A 17,924-nucleotide genomic window follows, 5' to 3' on the forward strand; every position below is an offset into this window, starting at 1 on the left:
CCCCGGTGCCGTCTCAGGGCCGCTGCGCCGGGCTCACCGTCAGCGCCGGGTCCCGCTCCACCACCGGGTCGAGCACCTCGTCGATCCTCGCGAGCAGCTCCGCCTCCAGCTTCACCCCGGCCGCCCGCACGTTCTCCTTGACCTGCTCGGGCCGGGAGGCCCCGATGATCGCGGAGGAGACGTTGGGGTTCTGGAGCACCCACGCCACCGCGAGCTGCGACATGGTCAGCCCCGCCTCCTCGGCGAGCGGGCGCAGTCGCTGCACGCGCTCGAGCACGTCGTCGCGCAGCCACCGGCTGATCATGTCGGCGCCGCCCTTGGCGTCCGTGGCGCGGCTGCCCTCCGGCGGTGTCCGCCCCGGCAGGTACTTGCCGGTGAGCACGCCCTGCGCGATCGGCGACCACACGATCTGCCCCAGGCCCAGCTCCTCGCAGACCGGCACGACCTCGGCCTCGATCACCCGCCACAGCATCGAGTACTGCGGCTGGCTGGACACCAGCGGGATCCGCAGCTCGCGGGCGAGCGGGTACGCGGCGCGGATCTCCTCCGCGCGCCACTCGGAGACGCCGATGTAGTGGGCCTTGCCGGAGTGGACGACGTCGGCGAACGCCTCCATCGTCTCCTCGAGCGGCGTGGCGTAGTCGTACCGGTGCGCCTGGTACAGGTCGACGTAGTCGGTGCGCAGCCGCCGCAGCGAGCCGTTGATCGACTCCATGATGTGCTTGCGGGACAGGCCGCGGTCGTTCCTGCCCTCACCGGTCGGCCAGTAGACCTTGGTGAAGATCTCCAGCCCTTCGCGCCGCTCGCCCTTCAGCGCGTTGCCGAGGACGGTCTCGGCGCGGGTGGCCGCGTAGACGTCGGCGGTGTCGAACGTGGTGATCCCCTCGTCGAGGGCGGCGCGCACACACGCGGTCGCGGCGTCCTCCTCGACCTGGGAGCCGTGGGTGAGCCAGTTTCCGTAGGAGATCTCGCTGATGATCAGGCCGCTGCGCCCGAGGTGCCGGAATTCCATGAACGCGACCCTAACCCGCTGGCCACGGGCCCGGACGGCAGGCCCCGTCCGGCGCCGCCGCCGTCCGAAGGAGCCGCCGTCCGACGGAGCCGCGGCCGCGGCGTCCCGGAGCCCGCGCGGGGTGTCAGCCCCGCACCCCGCACAGGTGCAGCAGCGCCGCCACCGCGCGGTACGGGTCGCGGCGGCCCGCCTCGTCCTCCGCGGCCAGCAGCGCCGCCAGCTCGGCGGGGGTCTCCGGCAGCGGGGCGCCGTCGGGCGCGTTGTCGGTGAACACCCGCACCCCGTACCACTCGCGCAGCGGCACCCCTATCTCGCGCAGCGTCCGCGTCAGGGTCTCGCGGCGGTCCGCCCGGGCGGTGAGCCCCAGCCGGTTGGTGTACAGGTCGGTGCCGAACGCGGCCAGCGCCCCCGCCCAGTCCCCGGCGAGCCCCGGCCGCATGGCGAGGGCGTCCCCGTTGCGCACCAGCAGCGACAGCAGCCCGCCGGGACGCAGCACCCGGGCCAGCGCCGCCAGCATCGGGTCGGGCTCCTCCAGGTACATCAGCACGCCGTGGCACAGCACCACGTCGAAGCTGCCGGGACCGAAGTGGCGGCCCACCTCGCGGCCGTCGCCCCGGATCAGCCGGACCCGCGCCCGCACCTCGGGGGCCTCGGCGCCCAGCGTGGCCGAGGCGGCCTGGAGCATGCCCGGGTCGGGGTCCATGCCCGTGACCCGGTGCCCGGCGCGGGCCAGCCGCAGCGCCTGCGTGCCCTGGCCGCACCCGGCGTCCAGCACGTCGAGGGACGTGTCCCGCGGCAGGTGGGCGGCGAGCTGGCGGGCGACCAGCTCCTGCCGGACGGTGTCCCGCAGCGCGCCCAGGCGGTGCAGCCAGGTCGCCGCGCCCGCCGAGAAGCGGGACGGGCCGAGGGAGGGGCCGGGGCCCACAGCCTCGGCCCAGACGGGAGGAAACGCGCCGCTCAGACCTTCGCTCCGCGCTTGACCTGCGGCTTGGGCAGCCGCAGCCGCCGCATCTGGAGGGTGCGCATCAGCGCGTAGGCCACGATGCCCTTGCGGTTCTCGTCCGGGAAGCGCTTGGCGACCTGGCGCTTGACGCCGAAGCCGGTGCGGAACGAGTCCACGACGATCATCGCGATCACGACCAGCCAGCCCAGCAGCGACACCTGCCGCAGCTCCGCGTTGGGCAGCATGCTCATCACCAGGATCAGCACGGCCATCGGCAGGAAGAACTCGGCGACGCTCAGGCGCGCGTCCACGTAGTCGCGGGCGAACTTGCGCACCGGGCCCTTGTCGCGCGGCGGCAGATAGCGCTCGTCACCCGAGGCCAGCGCCTCGCGCTGCTTGGCCAGATCGGCGCGGCGCTGCTCGCGGGCGCGCCGCGCGGCCTCCTTGCGGTTCGTCGGCCCGGTCACCCGCGTGCGCCGCCCGCTCTGGGCCTCGCTGCGCTTGGGCGTCGGGCGACCCTTGGGGGCCTGCGGGTCGCGGGGGCCGGTCACCGGCGGCTCGACCGTGGCGGTCGCGGCCTGCTCATCCTTGGAACGACGTCGGAACACAAGGGAAGAGTACGTGCTGGCCGGGGTTGGACCCCAGCCGGTGGGGGAACGATCCGGTATCAGGCGGCCGGTGTCGGGCGGCCGGGCCCGAAGCGGTCACCTACTCCCTGCGCCGGACCCGGGCGCGCCCCGATCGTTCTGGAGGAGGAGCGCATCCGGCGCCGAACAGTGCGGTAATGGAACCACGGCCCGTACTGTGGGGTCTGTATAGGCGGTGCAGTCGCAGAAGGGGGCGCGCGAGGCCCATGAGCGGTGTCATGAAGCGGATGGGAATGATCTTCCGCGCGAAGGCCCACAAGGCCCTGGAGAGGGCCGAGGACCCGCGGGAGACACTCGACTACTCGTACCAGAAGCAGTTGGAGCTGCTCCAGAAGGTACGCCGCGGGGTCGCCGACGTGGCCACGTCGCGCAAGCGTCTCGAGCTCCAGTTGAACCAGCTCCAGCAGCAGTCCGCGAAGCTGGAGGACCAGGGGCGCAAGGCGCTGGCCCTCGGCCGGGAGGACCTGGCCCGCGAGGCGCTCACCCGCAGGTCCTCGCTCCAGCAGCAGGTGCAGGACCTCCAGGTGCAGCACCAGACCCTCCAGGGCGAGGAGGAGAAGCTGACGCTGGCGGCGCAGCGGCTCCAGGCCAAGGTGGACGCCTTCCGAACCAGGAAGGAGACCATCAAGGCCACCTACACCGCGGCCCAGGCGCAGACCCGGATCGGCGAGGCGTTCTCCGGCATCTCCGAGGAGATGGGCGACGTCGGGCTGGCGATCCAGCGGGCCGAGGACAAGACGGCGCAGCTCCAGGCCCGGGCCGGGGCCATCGACGAGCTGCTCGCCTCCGGCGCGCTGGACGACCACAGCGGCCTGGCCAAGGACGACATCACCGCCGAGCTCGACCGGCTGTCGTCCGGGTCCGACGTGGAGCTGGAACTCCAGCGGATGAAGGCCGAGCTGTCCGGCGGGTCGCCGCAGCAGGCCATCGAGAGCGGCCAGTCCCCCGCCCAGGACCGGCCGAAGTTCGACAAGAGCTAGGCGAAGGGCCAGGCGCCGCGCGGCGCCGACCCGATGTGAGGAGGCCCGCATGATCGTGCGGATCATGGGGGAGGGCCAGTTGAAGCTGTCCGACGCCCACCTCGCGAGGCTGAACGAGTTCGACGAGGCGCTGCTCACCGCGGTGGACAAGGGCGACGAGCCCGCGTTCCGGCTCACGCTGGGCGCGCTGCTCGACGCGGTGCACCAGCTCGGGGAGCGACTTCCGGACGACGCCCTGGAGCCGTCGGAGCTGATCCTGCCGGCCCGGGACTCCTCGCTGAAGGAGGTCAGGGCCATGCTCAGCGACGATGGGCTGCTGCCCGGCTGACGGGCGCGCCCTCCTTGCCGCCGCGCGGTCATCACCGCCTGGACCGTGCGGCGGCGCTCCGCCCCGCCCCGTGCCGCGGGCCCGCGCGCTACAGGTACGCGTCCGACGGGATGTACGGCATCGGTGGGCGCATCCCGCGCAGGCACAGGTAGCCCGCGTTCGACAGGGTGAGCCCCGCGGCCATGCCGACGTCGATCGCCCAGTCCTGCTCCGCGGTCAGATCGCTGACCTGCACCTGTGTGCCCCGCGGCATCGCCAGCAGCGCCTGGGTCAGCAGGGCCGTCGCGACCCGCCGCGAGGTGGCGGCCAGCAGCTCGACCCGCCCCTCCAGCAGATAGCAGTAGCCGCTGCCCACCAGCGTGTCCACCACCAGCAGCCCGTGGTGGCGCAGCAGCTCCTCGTGGTCCGGGCCGTGCGCGCCGCCCCGCAGCCTGCGGTCCACCGAGTCCAGCAGGTGCAGGTGGTGCGCGGAGCCCGGGTGCACCGGGACCCCGTCCGCGTCGGGCAGCTCCGAGCGGTCCTCCACGATGCCGCTCAGCCGCATCGCGGGGTGCAGGGTGAAGCCCGCCTTGCGGTAGCGCCTGGCCGCCCTCGGGTCGCTGGAGGCGCAGATCATGCCGCGCAGGCAGCCCCGCCCGTGGGCCGCCGCCCGGTCCAGCAGGGCCTTGCCGATGCCCTTGCCCTGGGCCTCGGGGACGACCGCGAACAGCGAGAGCCCCCAGACGCCCTCGCGGCGCAGCGACAGGGCGGCGCCCAGCGCGTTCCCGCCCGCCTCGTCCAGGGCGAGCCAGCAGCCGCCCGGGTCGGTGCGGGCCAGGTGGCGGACCCTGCTGTTGTGCCGGACGACCCGTTCCCACGGCCAGCCGCCGACGGGATCCCCGAACGCGGCCGCGGTGACCGCCCTGACCGCCTCGGCGTCGTCTTCGGTGTCGTGGACGTGACGCAGCAGCATCCCGCAATCCTGACCCCGGCCCCCGGTACCCCCGCAACCCCCCGACGGGCCACGCCGGGCGGCCGGGCGGCCGGGGAGAGGGCTCTTGCTTCACGGGGGCGGCCGCCCCCGTGAAGCACCCCCGCCGCCGGCACCCCCTACGGGAGGGCCAGCATGCGTTCCAGGGCGAGTTTGGCGTTGTGTTCCGTCTCCTTGTCGACCTGGATCCGGTTGACGACCTTGCCGTCGGCGAGGGACTCCAGGGCCCACACCAGGTGCGGCAGGTCGATGCGGTTCATGGTGGAGCAGAAGCACACCGTGCGGTCCAGGAAGACGATCGTCTTGTCCGGGTGGGCCTTGGCCAGCCGCCGCACCAGGTTCAGCTCGGTGCCGACCGCCCACGCCGACCCGGCGGGGGCGGCGTCCAGCGTCTTGATGATGTACTCGGTGGACCCGACGTGGTCGGCGGCCGACACCACCTCGTGGCGGCACTCCGGGTGCACCAGGACGTTCACCCCGGGTATGCGCGCGCGCACCTCCTCCACCGAGTCCAGGCTGAACCGGCCGTGCACCGAGCAGTGCCCGCGCCACAGGATCATCCGGGCCTGGCGCAGTCGCTCGGGGCTGACGCCGCCGCCGGGCTTGTGCGGGTTGTAGACCACGCAGTCGTCCGGGGAGAAGCCCATCTCGCGGACGGCGGTGTTGCGGCCGAGGTGCTGGTCCGGCAGGAACAGCACCTTCTCGCCCTGCTGGAAGGCCCACTCCAGGGCGCGCCGGGCGTTGGAGGAGGTGCAGATGGTGCCGCCGTGGGCGCCGGTGAACGCCTTGATGTCGGCGGAGGAGTTCATGTACGACACCGGCACGGTCACGTCGGCCACACCGGCCTCGGTGAGCTGGTCCCAGCACTCGGCGACCTGCTCGGCGGTCGCCATGTCCGCCATCGAGCAGCCCGCGGCCAGGTCCGGCAGGATCACCTGCTGGGCGTCCGAGGTGAGGATGTCCGCGCTCTCGGCCATGAAGTGGACGCCGCAGAAGACGATGTACTCCGCGTGCGGGCGGGCCGCCGCCTCGCGGGCCAGCTTGAAGGAGTCCCCGGTGACGTCGGCGAACTGGATCACCTCGTCCCGCTGGTAGTGGTGTCCGAGCACGAACACCCGCTCGCCCAGGCGCTCCTTGGCGGCGCGGGCGCGCTCGACCAGGCCGGGGTCGGAGGGCGCGGGCAGGTCGCCGGGGCACTCGACGCCGCGCTCGCTCCGCGGGTCTGCGGCGCGGCCAAGCAGGAGCAGGGCCAGGGGAGTGGGCTGGGGCTCCTCGACCCGTCCCGGGGCGAGGTCCACAGGCTGGGTGGTGGTCACGGGACACGCACCCTTTCTTCTCGGTCGGCTCGGCGCGGTACGAGCGGCCGTACGGCGCCTTGTGGGGCGGTACGGCCGCGGGACCCGGCCAGTTGGATGACGCACTTTTCGTCTAACTGACGCTATCCAATGATAACGCGTTCGCGTCACTCTGACGATGACGGACGCCGTCATGTGCACCACATCACGGCCGGGGCTCCCCGGGACCGGGCGAGTGCCGCCCGCCGCCCCCGCGGGCCGGTCCCGGCGGCCGATGTCGCCTGATTCACGGCTTTCCACGGTGCCCCGGGCGGGGAGCGATGTGCGAGCATTGACACCGAAAGACCGACCAACCGCCGCGCCCGGAAATGAAACCGGGCTCTCGCCGGTTGAACCCGGCGGCAGCAGTCCGTACGACCTGGGAGTATGCAGATGACCGTTCAGGACGAGACCACCGCCGACAGCGGGATCATCCTGTCCGAGGCCGCCACCGCGAAGGTCAAGGGCCTGCTGGAGCAGGAGGGCCGCGACGACCTGGCGCTGCGGGTCGCCGTCCAGCCCGGCGGCTGCTCCGGCCTGCGGTACCAGCTCTTCTTCGACGAGCGCGCACTCGACGGCGACGTCGTCAAGGAGTTCGACGGTGTCCGGGTGGTCACCGACCGGATGAGCGCCCCGTACCTGACCGGCGCCTCCATCGACTTCGTGGACACCATCGAGAAGCAGGGCTTCACGATCGACAACCCGAACGCCACCGGGTCCTGCGCCTGCGGCGACTCGTTCCACTGAGCCGGATCCCGCTCCGCGTGTGAGGGCGGCGGCCACCCCACCGGGGTGGCCGCCGCCCTCCTTTTCGCTCCGTCCGCGGCCCGCTACTTGCGCGGCTGCCGCAGGCGCTCACCGGTCGGGGCGTCCACGACCGCGCGGTCGCCCAGGGGCGCCTTCAGCCGCACCGGCTCGTCGAAGCGCCGCGCGATCGCCATGCACGCCGCGCCGGGGTCGCGCTCCTTGCCGGTCACCGTCACCTCGACCCGGTCCGCGGACTCCTTCGCCCGCACCGTGTAGTCCTCGCACACCCCGCCCCAGAACCGGACGGTCAGGGTGCGGCCGTCCACCGCGTACGACTCCGCCTTCAGCGGCTCGGACCCGCTGTCGCCGCCGCCGTCGCCCGGCGCCGACGTGGGCGCGCCCGGCGCGGAGGTCGGCAGGTCCTGGGCGGGCACGGCACGGGTGATGTACACCGGGTCCACCGCCACCTGGACCAGGGTGAAGGTGTGGTCCGCGCCCGGCTGCTCCACGGTGAACAGCCACGAGGGCACCAGCGCGGGCTGCCCCGCGACGCTCTGCGAGGACAGGCCGAACTCCGCCTTCACCACCTGGGACGGCTCCGGCGCCCGCGGGCTCGCCTTGAGCAGCGGGGCCTTGGGCTTCCCCACCGGCGCGCAGCGCGGCGGCGCCGGTTCGGCCGGCCCGGTGTCGGGCGCCATGGTCTCGGCGTCCATCGGCGCCACCTGGCCGCCCTGCTCCGCGCCCCGCTTCCCCTGCGGCGCCCCCTCGCGGGACTCGCCGGGCGGCCCGCACGGCGCGGGCGGGGCGGGCTCGGCGACGTCCGCGACGCCCACCGGCGGCGCCGACAGCTCCTTCAGCGCCCGCTCCGCGCTCACCACCGGGTACTCCTCGCCCGGCTCCGGCCGCACCAGGGTGCCGCTGGCCGAGTCCACCCCGTCCCGGTCGATGTGCAGCGAGGTGGACCAGCCGTACGTCGGCAGGCCGCCGACCCGGGGCTCGGCGGTCACGATCCGCTCGTCGCCCGCGGTGTGCGAGGCGTCCACGGCGGCGTCCGCCAGGCCCAGCGCCTTGAGCACCGGCCGCGCCGTGCGCTCCGCCTCCGCGGCGGACACCGGGCCGCCCGGCGCCTTCCGCGCGCACCCGGCGGCGCTCTCGCACGGGGCGTCGAGGCTCGCGCTCACGTACGACCAGGCGCCCGGCGCCCTGCGGTCCACCGTCAGCGCCGGTCCGTGCGCCGCGCCCGCCGTCCACGACCCGTTGCGCAGGCGGACCTCGCCGGGCACGCCGAGCGCCTTCGCCAGCGCCGCCGCGTCCCGCTCGGTCACCGGGCGGGACGCCTCGTGCACCCGGGCGGACTTCGGCCCCTTCGGCAGCGGCTTCGCGGTGCGGAACGCGGTGGCGGGCCAGGGCTCCTGCGCTCCCACGGCGCGCTCGGCGGCGTCCGCAGAGGTGCCGCCGTATCCGTCGAGCCGGAGCAGCTCGGGGCCGCTTCCGGCCGAGGACGCCGGGCCGTCCGAGTCGTTCACCGCGAACAGCGTGCCGCCCGCGCCCATGACGAGCACGGCGGCGGCCACCGCGGCGACCAGCGCCACCCTGCGCCGCCGCACCGGGGGCTCGGCCCCGGCGCCGGGCACCTCCTCGCCCGTGGCCGGGCCGGTTTCGCCGGGCCGGTCGTCCTCGTCGTCGGCGGCCCGCACGTCACCGCCGGGCCGCGCGCCGTCCGGCTGCTCGGCGTCGGACCTCTCGGCCTCGGGCTGTCCACCGTCCGGCTGCCCACCGTCCGGCCCGTCGCCGCCCGGCCCGTCGGCCGCGGGCTCCCCGCCGGGCGCGGCCCGCTCGCCGGCGGTCTGCTCGCCGGGGGCCGGGGGCTCGGCTTCCGGTGTGCCCTTCGTGGTGTCGTCGCTGCCCACGGCTGCGCTCCTTCGGCTCCGCTCTTACCTTCGACGGACCCGGGCGGGTCCGTCACTGTGACGGAGCGGCCCGCCGTCCGGTTCCGCGGGGCGCGGGAGCGGCGGCGCGGGCGGTCAGCCGCCGTAGCCGGACATGCCCTCCACCAGGTGGGCGGAGGCGGCCGGGACGCGGACGCCGTGGATGCGGTCCCACGCGGCCGAGGGCGCGGCCTGGTCCCGGTGCGGCACCGGCCAGCGCGGGGCGAGCCGCGCGCCGTCGCCTACCAGTTCGGCCAGCGACTCCGGCTCCGCGTGGGCGGACGCCGTGCTGCGGGGGGCGGGGCGGTCGGACATGAGAGGACTCCTGTGCGGCGGCCGTCGGGGGAGGGGGTGGAGACGGGCGGAAAGGGCCGCTCGTCGGCGACCCTATGCCTCGCGCGGCGCCCGCAGCAGGCATACCTCTGGGTAATTTACGGGAGTCGACCGGGGCTGGACCGAACGTGCCCGGCCGCCCGGTACCGTGACCGGGCGGCCCGAGGACGCCGGTCGCAGCGTCATCCCCCGTCCACCCCCCAAGGAGCAGCCAGCCGTGCGTATCGCTGTCACCGGCTCGATCGCCACCGACCATCTGATGACCTTCCCGGGCCGTTTCACCGAGCAGCTCGTGGAGGGCCAGCTCCACACGGTGTCCCTCTCCTTCCTGGTCGACAACCTGGAGGTGCGCCGCGGCGGCGTGGGCCCCAACATCTGCTTCGGGATGGGCGTGCTCGGGCTGCGGCCGATCCTGGTCGGCGCGGCGGGCGCCGACTTCGCCGAGTACCGGTCCTGGCTGGAGCGGCACAACGTGGACACCGAGTCCGTCCACATCTCCGAGACGCACCACACCGCGCGGTTCGTGTGCACCACCGACACCGACCAGAACCAGATCGCGTCCTTCTACGCCGGCGCGATGAGCGAGGCCCGCTCCATCGAGCTGGGGCCCGTCGCCGACCGGGTGGGCGGCCTGGACCTGGTGCTCATCGGCGCCGACGACCCGCAGGCGATGCTGCGGCACACCGACGAGTGCCGCACCCGCGGCATCCCGTTCGCCGCCGACCCCTCGCAGCAGCTCGCCCGGATGGAGGGCGAGGACATCAGGCGGCTGGTCGACGGGGCGCGGTACCTGTTCACCAACGAGTACGAGAGCGCCCTCATCGAGAGCAAGACCGGCTGGTCCGGCGAGGACATCCTCGCCCGCGTCGCCACCCGCGTCACCACCCTCGGCCCCCGCGGCGCCCGGATCGAGCGGGCCGGGGCCGAGCCGGTGGCCGTCACCTGCCCGGAGGAGACCCGCAAGGCCGACCCGACCGGCGTCGGCGACGCGTTCCGCGCCGGGGTCCTCGCCGGCCTGTCCTGGGACCTCGGCCTGGAGCGCGCCGCCCAGGTCGGCTGCATGCTGGCGACGCTGGTCATCGAGACGGTCGGCACCCAGGAGTACGAGCTGCGCCGCGACGACTTCCTGGAGCGCTTCACCAAGGCGTACGGCGAGCCGGCCGCCGCCGAGGTGAGCGCCCACCTGGCGGCGTAGGGGCCCGCCCGGCCGCCGGGGCCCGTCGCCGACGACGGGCCCTACACCAGCCGCCGCACCAGGTAGGCCGTGCCGCGCCCGGCGCCGTACTCGTGCGCCGGGCGCTCGCCCGCGTACTCCTGCCCCCGCATCCCGCACCACGCGGGCACGTCCAGCGGGGCCGCCTCGTCGTCCGACAGCACCGCGACGAGACCGCCCACCGGCGCCTGCCCGATCCGCTTGGCCAGCTCGATCACCGGGATCGGGCAGCGGCGGCCCAGCGCGTCCACCACCAGCGCCGGGGCGTCCCCCGCCGCGCCGGGCCCCGGCTCCCCCTCGGGCGCGCCCAGCTCCCGCCTGACCTCCCGCACCACCTCAGGAAGGGCGTCCAGGAAGCGGTCCACGTCCTCCTCGGTGGTGCCGTGCGGCAGCGACACCCGGACGTTCCCCTCCGACAGCACACCCATGGCGCGCAGCACATGGCTCGGCGTCAGCGTGCTCGACGTGCACGACGACCCGGACGACACCGCGAACCCCGCCCGGTCCAGGCCGTGCAGCAGCGCCTCGCCGTCCACGTACAGGCAGGAGAACGTCACCAGGTGCGGCAGGCGGCGCACCGGGTCGCCCACCACCTCCACGTCCGGCACCAGCCGCGGCACCCGCGCCCTGATCCGGTCCACCAGCGCCGACAGGCGGGCGCCCTCCGCGTCCGCCTCCGCCCGCACCGCGCGCAGCGACGCGGCGGCGGCCACCACCGCGGGCACGTTCTCGAACCCCGGGACCCGCCCGCGCTCCCGCTCGTCCGCGGGCAGCACCCCCCGGAACCGCACCCCCTTGCGCACCGCCAGCAGCCCCACCCCGGGCGGCCCGCCCCACTTGTGGGCGCTGGCCGCGAGCAGCGACCAGCCCGCGGGGACCTCCGCCCGGCCCAGGCTCTGCGCCGCGTCCGTCAGCAGGGGCACCCCCGCCGCCCGGCACGCCCGAGCCGCCTCGGCGAGCGGCTGCACGGTGCCGACCTCGTGGTTGGCCGACTGGAGGCAGGCCAGCGCCGTGTCCGCGGTCAGCGCCGCCGCGAACGCCGCGGGGTCCACCCGCCCGGTCCGGTCCACGCCGACCCGCTCCACCGTGCCGCCCGCGGCCTCGTGCGCCTCGGCCGCGTGCAGCACCGAGGAGTGCTCCACGGCGGACACCACCAGACGGCGGCCCACCCGGCGCCGCCCGGCCAGCGCGCCCAGCACCCCCAGATGCGCCGCCTGGGTCCCCGAGGAGGTGAACGTCAGCTCGTCCGGACGGCAGCCCACCACCTCGGCGGCGGTCTCCCGAGCGGCGTCCAGCAGCATCCGCGCGCGCCGCCCCTCCCGGTACAGGCGGGCCGGGTCGGCCCAGCCCTCGTCCAGCGCGGCGAGCAGCGCCTGCCGCGCCACGGGGTGGAGGGGGGCGGAGGAGGCGGCGTCGAAGTAGGGCACGCTGGAACGGTAACTCCCGCAACGCCGGGCGGGCGGCGCGGCGCCGGGGCGGGGGAGGGGTTCCTCCGGAGGCCGGGGGCCCCGCCCCCTGGACCCCGCCGGGACCGCGCCCCGGTCCCCGCCGAGCGGGCGTTCTCCGGCCCGCCTGAAGGGCGAATCACCCCCTCGCCGCCCGCCACGCCGTGGTACCCCCACCTGCCCGCAGCCGCCCGAGAGGCGTCCAGTAGGGTTTGGTCCGCATAAACATCCAAACCCCTGCCCGCGCAGGGCCGGACCGCCACAAGGTCTCGGCGGCCAGGCGAAATCGCGGGCGAGACTCTCGGGAAGGCGCTACGTGAGTCCCAACGGCTCCGACCGCTCGCCGCGGCGCTCGATGCGGCGGAAGCTGCCGCAGGCGCTCGTCGCGGGCCTGGTCCTGGCGACCGCCACCGGTTGCTCCTACGAAGACTTCCCCAGGCTCGGTCTGCCCAGCCCCGCCACGGAGCAGGGTCCCATCGTCATCCGGCTGTGGCAGGGTTCCTGGGCGGCCGCGCTGGCCGTCGGCGTGCTGGTGTGGGGCCTGATCCTGTGGGCCGTCATCTTCCACCGCCGCAGCCGCACCAAGGTGGAGGTGCCGCCGCAGACCCGGTACAACATGCCCATCGAGGCGCTGTACACGGTGGTCCCGCTCATCGTCATCGCGGTCCTGTTCTACTTCACCGCGCGGGACGAGGCCGAACTGCTGGAGACCTCCAAGAAGCCGGACCACGTGATCAACGTGATCGGCTTCCAGTGGAGCTGGGCCTTCAACTACATGGAGGACGTCGACGGCGACAAGGCCACGCCGAAGACCTCCCTGAAGGACAGTGCGGAGCTCGAGGCCATCGACGACGACTGGCTCGAGCGCGTTCCCGAGGGCGCCGAGGGCGTCTACGAGTGGGGCACCCCGGGCGAGCGCCCGACCCTGTACCTGCCCGAGGGCGAGACGGTGCAGTTCATCCTCACCTCGCGGGACGTCATCCACTCCTTCTGGGTGCCGAACTTCCTGTTCAAGCAGGACGTCATCCCCGGGCACACCAACCGCTTCGAGATCACCGCGAACAAGAAGGGCACGTACCTCGGCAAGTGCGCCGAGCTGTGCGGCGTGGACCACTCCCGCATGCTCTTCGACGTCAAGGTCGTCTCCCCGGAGGAGTACCGGGCGCACCTGAAGGACCTGGAGAAGAAGGGGCAGACCGGCTACCTGAAGGCCGGCATCGCCAGCTTCAAGGACGCCGAGCGGCCGGAGACCGGCAGCGAGCAGCACGAGGCGGGAAGTGAGCACAAGTGAGCACCTCTAACGAGTCCCTGGGTGCCGCCGTCGAGCCCCTCGAAGGGCAACTGGCCCGCCGCAGGCCCAAGGGCAACATCGTCGTCCAGTGGCTGACCACCACGGACCACAAGACCATCGGCACCATGTACCTGGTCACCTCGTTCGCCTTCTTCTGCATCGGCGGTGTGCTGGCGCTGTTCATGCGCGCCGAGCTGGCCCGGCCGGGCACGCAGGTGATGTCGAACGAGCAGTTCAACCAGGCGTTCACCATGCACGGCACGATCATGCTGCTGATGTTCGCGACGCCGCTGTTCGCCGGCTTCGCGAACTGGATCATGCCGTTGCAGATCGGCGCGCCCGACGTGGCGTTCCCGCGGCTGAACATGTTCGCCTACTGGCTCTACCTGTTCGGCTCGCTGATCGCGGTGGCCGGCTTCCTGACCCCGCAGGGCGCGGCCGACTTCGGCTGGTTCGCCTACGCGCCGCTGTCCGACGCGGTCCGCTCGCCCGGCATCGGCGCCGACATGTGGATCATGGGTCTGGCCCTCTCCGGCTTCGGCACCATCCTGGGCGCGGTCAACTTCATCACCACGATCATCTGCATGCGCGCGCCCGGCATGACGATGTTCCGGATGCCGATCTTCACCTGGAACGTGCTGCTCACCGGTGTGCTGGTGCTGCTGGCCTTCCCGGTGCTCGCCGCCGCTCTGTTCGCGCTGGAGATGGACCGCAAGTTCGGCGGCCACATCTTCGACCCCGTCAACGGCGGAGCGCTGCTGTGGCAGCACCTGTTCTGGTTCTTCGGCCACCCCGAGGTGTACATCATCGCGCTGCCGTTCTTCGGCATCATCAGCGAGGTCATCCCGGTCTTCAGCCGCAAGCCGATGTTCGGCTACGGCGGCCTGATCGCCGCCACCATCGCCATCGCCGGCCTCTCGGTGACGGTGTGGGCGCACCACATGTACGTCACCGGCGGGGTGCTGCTGCCGTTCTTCTCGTTCATGACCTTCCTGATCGCGGTACCGACCGGTGTGAAGTTCTTCAACTGGATCGGCACCATGTGGAAGGGCTCGCTGAGCTTCGAGACCCCGATGCTGTGGGCCATCGGCTTCCTGATCACCTTCACCTTCGGTGGTCTGACCGGTGTCATCCTGGCCTCGCCGCCGATGGACTTCCACGTCTCGGACTCGTACTTCGTGGTGGCCCACTTCCACTACGTGGTGTTCGGCACCGTGGTGTTCGCGATGTTCTCCGGCTTCCACTTCTGGTGGCCGAAGTTCACCGGCAAGATGCTGGACGAGCGGCTCGGCAAGGTCACCTTCTGGACCCTGTTCATCGGCTTCCACGGCACCTTCCTGGTGCAGCACTGGCTGGGCGCCGAGGGCATGACCCGCCGCTACGCCGACTACCTGGCGACCGAGAACCTCACCACGCTGAACACGATCTCCACGATCTTCTCGTTCCTGCTCGGCATGTCGATCCTGCCGTTCTTCTACAACGTCTGGAAGACCGCCAAGTACGGCAAGAAGGTCGAGGTGGACGACCCCTGGGGCTACGGCCGCTCGCTGGAGTGGGCGACCTCCTGCCCGCCCCCGCGGCACAACTTCCTCACCCTGCCCCGCATCCGCTCCGAGTCCCCGGCGTTCGACCTGCACCACCCCGAGGTCGCGGCCCTGGACCAGTGGGAGAACTACGGCGAGTCCAGTTCTGACCTGGTGCTGACCTCCAGCGCCGACGCGAAGGACAAGGAGGGCCAGCAGTGAAGGTCCAAGGCAAGATGTTCCTGGGGCTGGCGGTCTTCATCCTGGGCATGGCCGTCCTGTACGGCGTGTGGTCCAAGGAGCCGGCCGGCACCACGGCGCTGGTCCTGTCGTTCGGCCTGGCCCTGATGGTCGGGTACTACCTGGTCTTCACCGCCCGCCGGGTGGACACCGGGGCCCAGGACCGCAAGGACGCCGACGTGGCGGACGACGCCGGCGAGCTGGGCTTCTTCGCCCCGCACAGTTGGCAGCCGCTCTTCCTCGCGGCCGGTGGCGCGCTCGCCTTCCTCGGCATCGTCTTCGGCTGGTGGCTGCTGTTCTTCTCCCTGCCGATCCTCTTCCTCGGCCTGTTCGGCTGGGTGTTCGAGTTCTATCGCGGAGAGAACCAGCGCTACTGAGCCCCCGCCCCACCTGCCGCAGGGCCGGCCCCGGCACCGTCCGACGACGGTGCCGGGGCCGGCCCCTTTCCCGCTCCCGCGCCCCCGTGCCCCGTGGCGTGTCCCCCGAAAGGCCGCCCGCCGCCACCCGGGCGGCGCAATCCCGGGCGCCACCAGTGCGCCGACCGGCCCCCCGTGCCGCACTCTGAAGACCCCTCACGGCACCACGGGAGGCGCAAGGTGACGAAGATACCCGCGATACGGCCGCACATCCCCCGGCAGCTCACCTACGGAACCCTGATAGGCATGCCGCTGGCGGCCGTGGTCCTCGCCTGCGGCGACCCCGTACCGCCCGCGGCCCGGCCCACCGACGTGTCCAACCACGTCGAGGTCAGCCCGGCGCACGGCAGCGACCGGGTGGACCCCGACCGGCACGTCGTCGTGGCCAGCAAGGCGAAGGGCAGCAGGATCACCGACGTCCTGGTCACCGACGCCGCGGGCCGGGCGCTGCGCGGCGAGCTGGCCCCCGGCGGGGTCAGTTGGCGCAGCAGCGCCCCGCTCGCCGCGGGCCTGCACTACACGGTGCGGGTGCGGACGGTGAACCGCAAGGGCCACGAGGGCCGCGGCGCCTTCGCCTTCACCACGGCCCCCGCCGACAAGCTGCTGCGCGCCACCCTCACCCCCTCCGACGGCGGCACCTACGGCGTGGGCCAGCCCGTCACCGCCCAGCTCAGCCACGCCGTCACCGACCGGGCGGCGCGCGCCCTGGTGGAGCGCGGCCTGCGGGTCACGTCCCGGCCCGAGGTGACCGGCCACTGGCACTGGGTGGACGACCGCACCCTGCACTACCGCCCCAAGGACTACTGGCCCGCCCGAGCCGCCGTCACGGTGCGCTCCGCCCTCCACGGCGTCCAGGTCCAGCCCGGCCTGCACGGCGGGCCCGACGCCTCGGCGCGGTTCACCACGGGCCACCGGGTGGAGGCCGTGGTGGACGCGGCAGCGCACCGGATGACCGTGTACCGCGACGGGACGCCGCTGCGCGTCATCCCCGTCACCACCGGCAAACCGGGCTTCGAGACCCGCAACGGCACCAAGGTGGTGCTGGAGCGCCAGGCCCTGGTCCGGATGCGGAGCACCACCGTCGGCATCCCCGAGGGCAGCGCCGAGTCCTACGACCTCCAGGTCCGCTGGGCCACCCGCATCACCTGGAGCGGCGAGTACGTCCACGCGGCGCCCTGGTCGGCGGGCCACCACGGCCGGGCCAACGTCAGCCACGGCTGCACCGGCATGAGCGAGGAGGCGGCCCGCTGGTTCTACGACCTGGTCCGCCCCGGCGACCTGGTGAAGGTCGTGGGCAGCAGGGGCGAGACCATGCCGGCCTTCGGCAACGGCTTCGGCGACTGGAACCTGCCCTGGGACCGGTGGCGGGCGGGCAGCGCCCTCAACCAGGCCACCGAGGGCGCCTTCGGCGGGCGTCCCGTCGCCGAAGGCGCCCGGCTGCGCCCCCTGGCCGGCTGAGCGGCCGGGCGCGCGGGCAGGCCGGCGCGCGGGCAGGCCGGCCGCGTTGACATCGAGTGCGCTCCAACAGCGAGACTCGGACCCCCACGCCCGCCGACCGAGCGGGCCCGACGAGGGGGAACCCCACCCATGAAGTACCGCGTGATCGGCCGGGACCCGGCGACCCGCCGCAGGGTGAGCGTGCTGAGCCTGGGCGCCATGTTGTTCGGCTCCGCCGTGGACGAGGCCACGTCCTTCGCCATCCTGGACCGGTACGTCGAGGCCGGGGGCTCGTTCGTGGACACCGCGAACAACTACGCGTACTGGGTGAACGGCACCCGGGGCGGGGAGAGCGAGGCGCTGCTCGGCCGGTGGCGGCGCAGCCGCGGAATCGGGGACGAGGTGGTCGTCGCGACGAAGCTCGGCGGACGGCCCCTCGCCCCCGCCACGGAGCTCTCCCTCCACGTCGAGGGCCTGTCCGCCAAGGTGATCCGCGAGTCCGCGGAGCGCAGCGCGGAGCGGCTCGGCGTGGACCGCATCGACCTGCTGTACGCGCACGCCCAGGACATGGCGGTGCCGCTCGCCGAGAGCGTGGAGAGCTTCGCCGAGCTCGTCGGTGAGGGCACCGTCGGCCTGCTCGGGGTGAGCAACCACTGGTCGTGGCGGGTGGAGCGGGGCCGGGCGCTGGCCGCAGCGGCCGGGCTCCCGGGCTGGGAGGTGCTCCAGTACCACCACAGCTATCTGCGGCGCCGCACCGACCTGCCGAGCCTGCGCTCCCCGGACGGCAACCCGGGGGTGCTCGGCGCCGAGCTGCTGTCCTATCTGCGGGCCGAGCCCGAGCTCGCCCTGGTGGCGTACTCGCCGCTGCTGTCGGGCGCCTACGTCCGCGCGGACCGGCCGCTGGACTCCTCGTTCGACCACGCGGGCACTCCCGCCCGACTGGCGGCGCTGCGGCAGGTCGCCGAGGAGACCGGCGCCACGGCCAACCAGGTGGTGCTGGCCTGGCTGATCGGCGGCGAGATCCCGATGATCCCCCTGGTCGGCGCCTCCTCCGTGGCCCAGCTCGAGGAGAGCCTGGCCGCGGTGGACCTGGAGCTGACGCCGGAGCAGCGGGCACGGCTGGACGGCGCGCTGTAG

17 protein-coding genes are annotated in these 17,924 nt (G+C 73.6%); 9 read left to right on the top strand and 8 right to left on the bottom strand.

What is annotated here, in order from left to right:
- Positions 1 to 13 precede the first annotated feature (13 nt).
- The 3 genes from ACYVO2_RS14590 to ACYVO2_RS14600 form a co-directional block, all read right to left on the bottom strand.
- Positions 14 to 1,012: an aldo/keto reductase family protein gene (locus ACYVO2_RS14590; RefSeq protein ID WP_461008198.1), complete on the bottom strand. Its 999-nt coding sequence runs from the start codon at positions 1,010 to 1,012 to the stop codon at positions 14 to 16.
- Positions 1,013 to 1,136: 124 nt separating this feature from the next.
- Positions 1,137 to 1,871, bottom strand: coding sequence for a class I SAM-dependent methyltransferase (locus ACYVO2_RS14595; RefSeq protein ID WP_461008278.1), 735 nt, complete (start codon positions 1,869 to 1,871; stop codon positions 1,137 to 1,139).
- Between the two features lie 98 nt (positions 1,872 to 1,969).
- On the bottom strand, positions 1,970 to 2,563 hold the full coding sequence (locus ACYVO2_RS14600; protein ID WP_461008199.1) for a DUF3043 domain-containing protein: 594 nt from the start codon (positions 2,561 to 2,563) through the stop codon (positions 1,970 to 1,972).
- 245 nt (positions 2,564 to 2,808) lie between these two features.
- Here ACYVO2_RS14600 and ACYVO2_RS14605 point away from each other — a divergent pair, with 245 nt between their 5' ends.
- A complete protein-coding gene (locus tag ACYVO2_RS14605) occupies positions 2,809 to 3,582 on the top strand; it encodes a PspA/IM30 family protein (protein ID WP_461008200.1) in 774 nt (257 codons plus the stop codon).
- 49 nt (positions 3,583 to 3,631) lie between these two features.
- Positions 3,632 to 3,910: a PspA-associated protein PspAA gene (pspAA, locus tag ACYVO2_RS14610; protein WP_461008201.1), complete on the top strand. Its 279-nt coding sequence runs from the start codon at positions 3,632 to 3,634 to the stop codon at positions 3,908 to 3,910.
- A gap of 88 nt (positions 3,911 to 3,998) precedes the next feature.
- On the opposite strand, the gene ACYVO2_RS14615 is transcribed toward pspAA, so the two are convergent.
- Together ACYVO2_RS14615 and nadA are read right to left on the bottom strand one after the other, a co-directional pair.
- Entirely contained in the window at positions 3,999 to 4,862 is an 864-nt protein-coding gene (locus ACYVO2_RS14615; RefSeq protein ID WP_461008202.1) for a GNAT family N-acetyltransferase, read from the bottom strand.
- 137 nt (positions 4,863 to 4,999) lie between these two features.
- Positions 5,000 to 6,196 carry a quinolinate synthase NadA gene (gene nadA, locus ACYVO2_RS14620; RefSeq protein WP_461008203.1) on the bottom strand — a complete coding sequence of 399 codons (1,197 nt, stop codon included), beginning with the start codon at positions 6,194 to 6,196 and terminating at the stop codon, positions 5,000 to 5,002.
- A 411-nt stretch (positions 6,197 to 6,607) separates the two neighbouring features.
- Between nadA and ACYVO2_RS14625 the strand changes: the two genes are divergently transcribed.
- Complete coding sequence (locus ACYVO2_RS14625; RefSeq protein WP_461008204.1) at positions 6,608 to 6,961, top strand: HesB/IscA family protein; 354 nt, start codon at positions 6,608 to 6,610, stop codon at positions 6,959 to 6,961.
- 83 nt (positions 6,962 to 7,044) lie between these two features.
- On the opposite strand, the gene ACYVO2_RS14630 is transcribed toward ACYVO2_RS14625, so the two are convergent.
- Both ACYVO2_RS14630 and ACYVO2_RS14635 read right to left on the bottom strand, forming a co-directional pair.
- A complete protein-coding gene (locus tag ACYVO2_RS14630; protein ID WP_461008205.1) occupies positions 7,045 to 8,871 on the bottom strand; it encodes a hypothetical protein in 1,827 nt (608 codons plus the stop codon).
- Between the two features lie 114 nt (positions 8,872 to 8,985).
- Positions 8,986 to 9,204, bottom strand: coding sequence for a hypothetical protein (locus ACYVO2_RS14635; protein WP_461008206.1), 219 nt, complete (start codon positions 9,202 to 9,204; stop codon positions 8,986 to 8,988).
- A 235-nt stretch (positions 9,205 to 9,439) separates the two neighbouring features.
- On the opposite strand from ACYVO2_RS14635, the gene ACYVO2_RS14640 reads away from it, so the two are divergent.
- Positions 9,440 to 10,417 carry a carbohydrate kinase family protein gene (locus tag ACYVO2_RS14640; protein WP_461008207.1) on the top strand — a complete coding sequence of 326 codons (978 nt, stop codon included), beginning with the start codon at positions 9,440 to 9,442 and terminating at the stop codon, positions 10,415 to 10,417.
- 41 nt (positions 10,418 to 10,458) lie between these two features.
- On the opposite strand, the gene ACYVO2_RS14645 is transcribed toward ACYVO2_RS14640, so the two are convergent.
- The gene (locus ACYVO2_RS14645; RefSeq protein WP_461008208.1) at positions 10,459 to 11,862 is read right to left on the bottom strand and encodes an aminotransferase class V-fold PLP-dependent enzyme; all 1,404 of its coding nucleotides are present in this window, start codon (positions 11,860 to 11,862) and stop codon (positions 10,459 to 10,461) included.
- Positions 11,863 to 12,196: 334 nt separating this feature from the next.
- Between ACYVO2_RS14645 and ctaC the strand changes: the two genes are divergently transcribed.
- The 5 genes from ctaC to ACYVO2_RS14670 all read left to right on the top strand — a co-directional run bounded on the left by ctaC (position 12,197) and on the right by ACYVO2_RS14670 (position 17,924).
- Positions 12,197 to 13,171, top strand: a complete 975-nt coding sequence (ctaC, locus tag ACYVO2_RS14650; RefSeq protein ID WP_461008209.1) for an aa3-type cytochrome oxidase subunit II — start codon at positions 12,197 to 12,199, stop codon at positions 13,169 to 13,171.
- Positions 13,168 to 14,916, top strand: a complete 1,749-nt coding sequence (ctaD, locus tag ACYVO2_RS14655; protein ID WP_461008210.1) for an aa3-type cytochrome oxidase subunit I — start codon at positions 13,168 to 13,170, stop codon at positions 14,914 to 14,916. The genes ctaC and ctaD overlap by 4 nt, the downstream gene beginning before the upstream one ends.
- Positions 14,913 to 15,311 carry a cytochrome c oxidase subunit 4 gene (locus ACYVO2_RS14660; protein ID WP_461008211.1) on the top strand — a complete coding sequence of 133 codons (399 nt, stop codon included), beginning with the start codon at positions 14,913 to 14,915 and terminating at the stop codon, positions 15,309 to 15,311. The genes ctaD and ACYVO2_RS14660 overlap by 4 nt, the downstream gene beginning before the upstream one ends.
- Before the next feature lie 285 nt (positions 15,312 to 15,596).
- Positions 15,597 to 16,808, top strand: a complete 1,212-nt coding sequence (locus tag ACYVO2_RS14665; protein ID WP_461008279.1) for a L,D-transpeptidase — start codon at positions 15,597 to 15,599, stop codon at positions 16,806 to 16,808.
- Positions 16,809 to 16,937: 129 nt separating this feature from the next.
- Positions 16,938 to 17,924: an aldo/keto reductase gene (locus tag ACYVO2_RS14670; RefSeq protein WP_461008212.1), complete on the top strand. Its 987-nt coding sequence runs from the start codon at positions 16,938 to 16,940 to the stop codon at positions 17,922 to 17,924.

Source organism: Streptomyces capparidis (assembly GCF_054782095.1).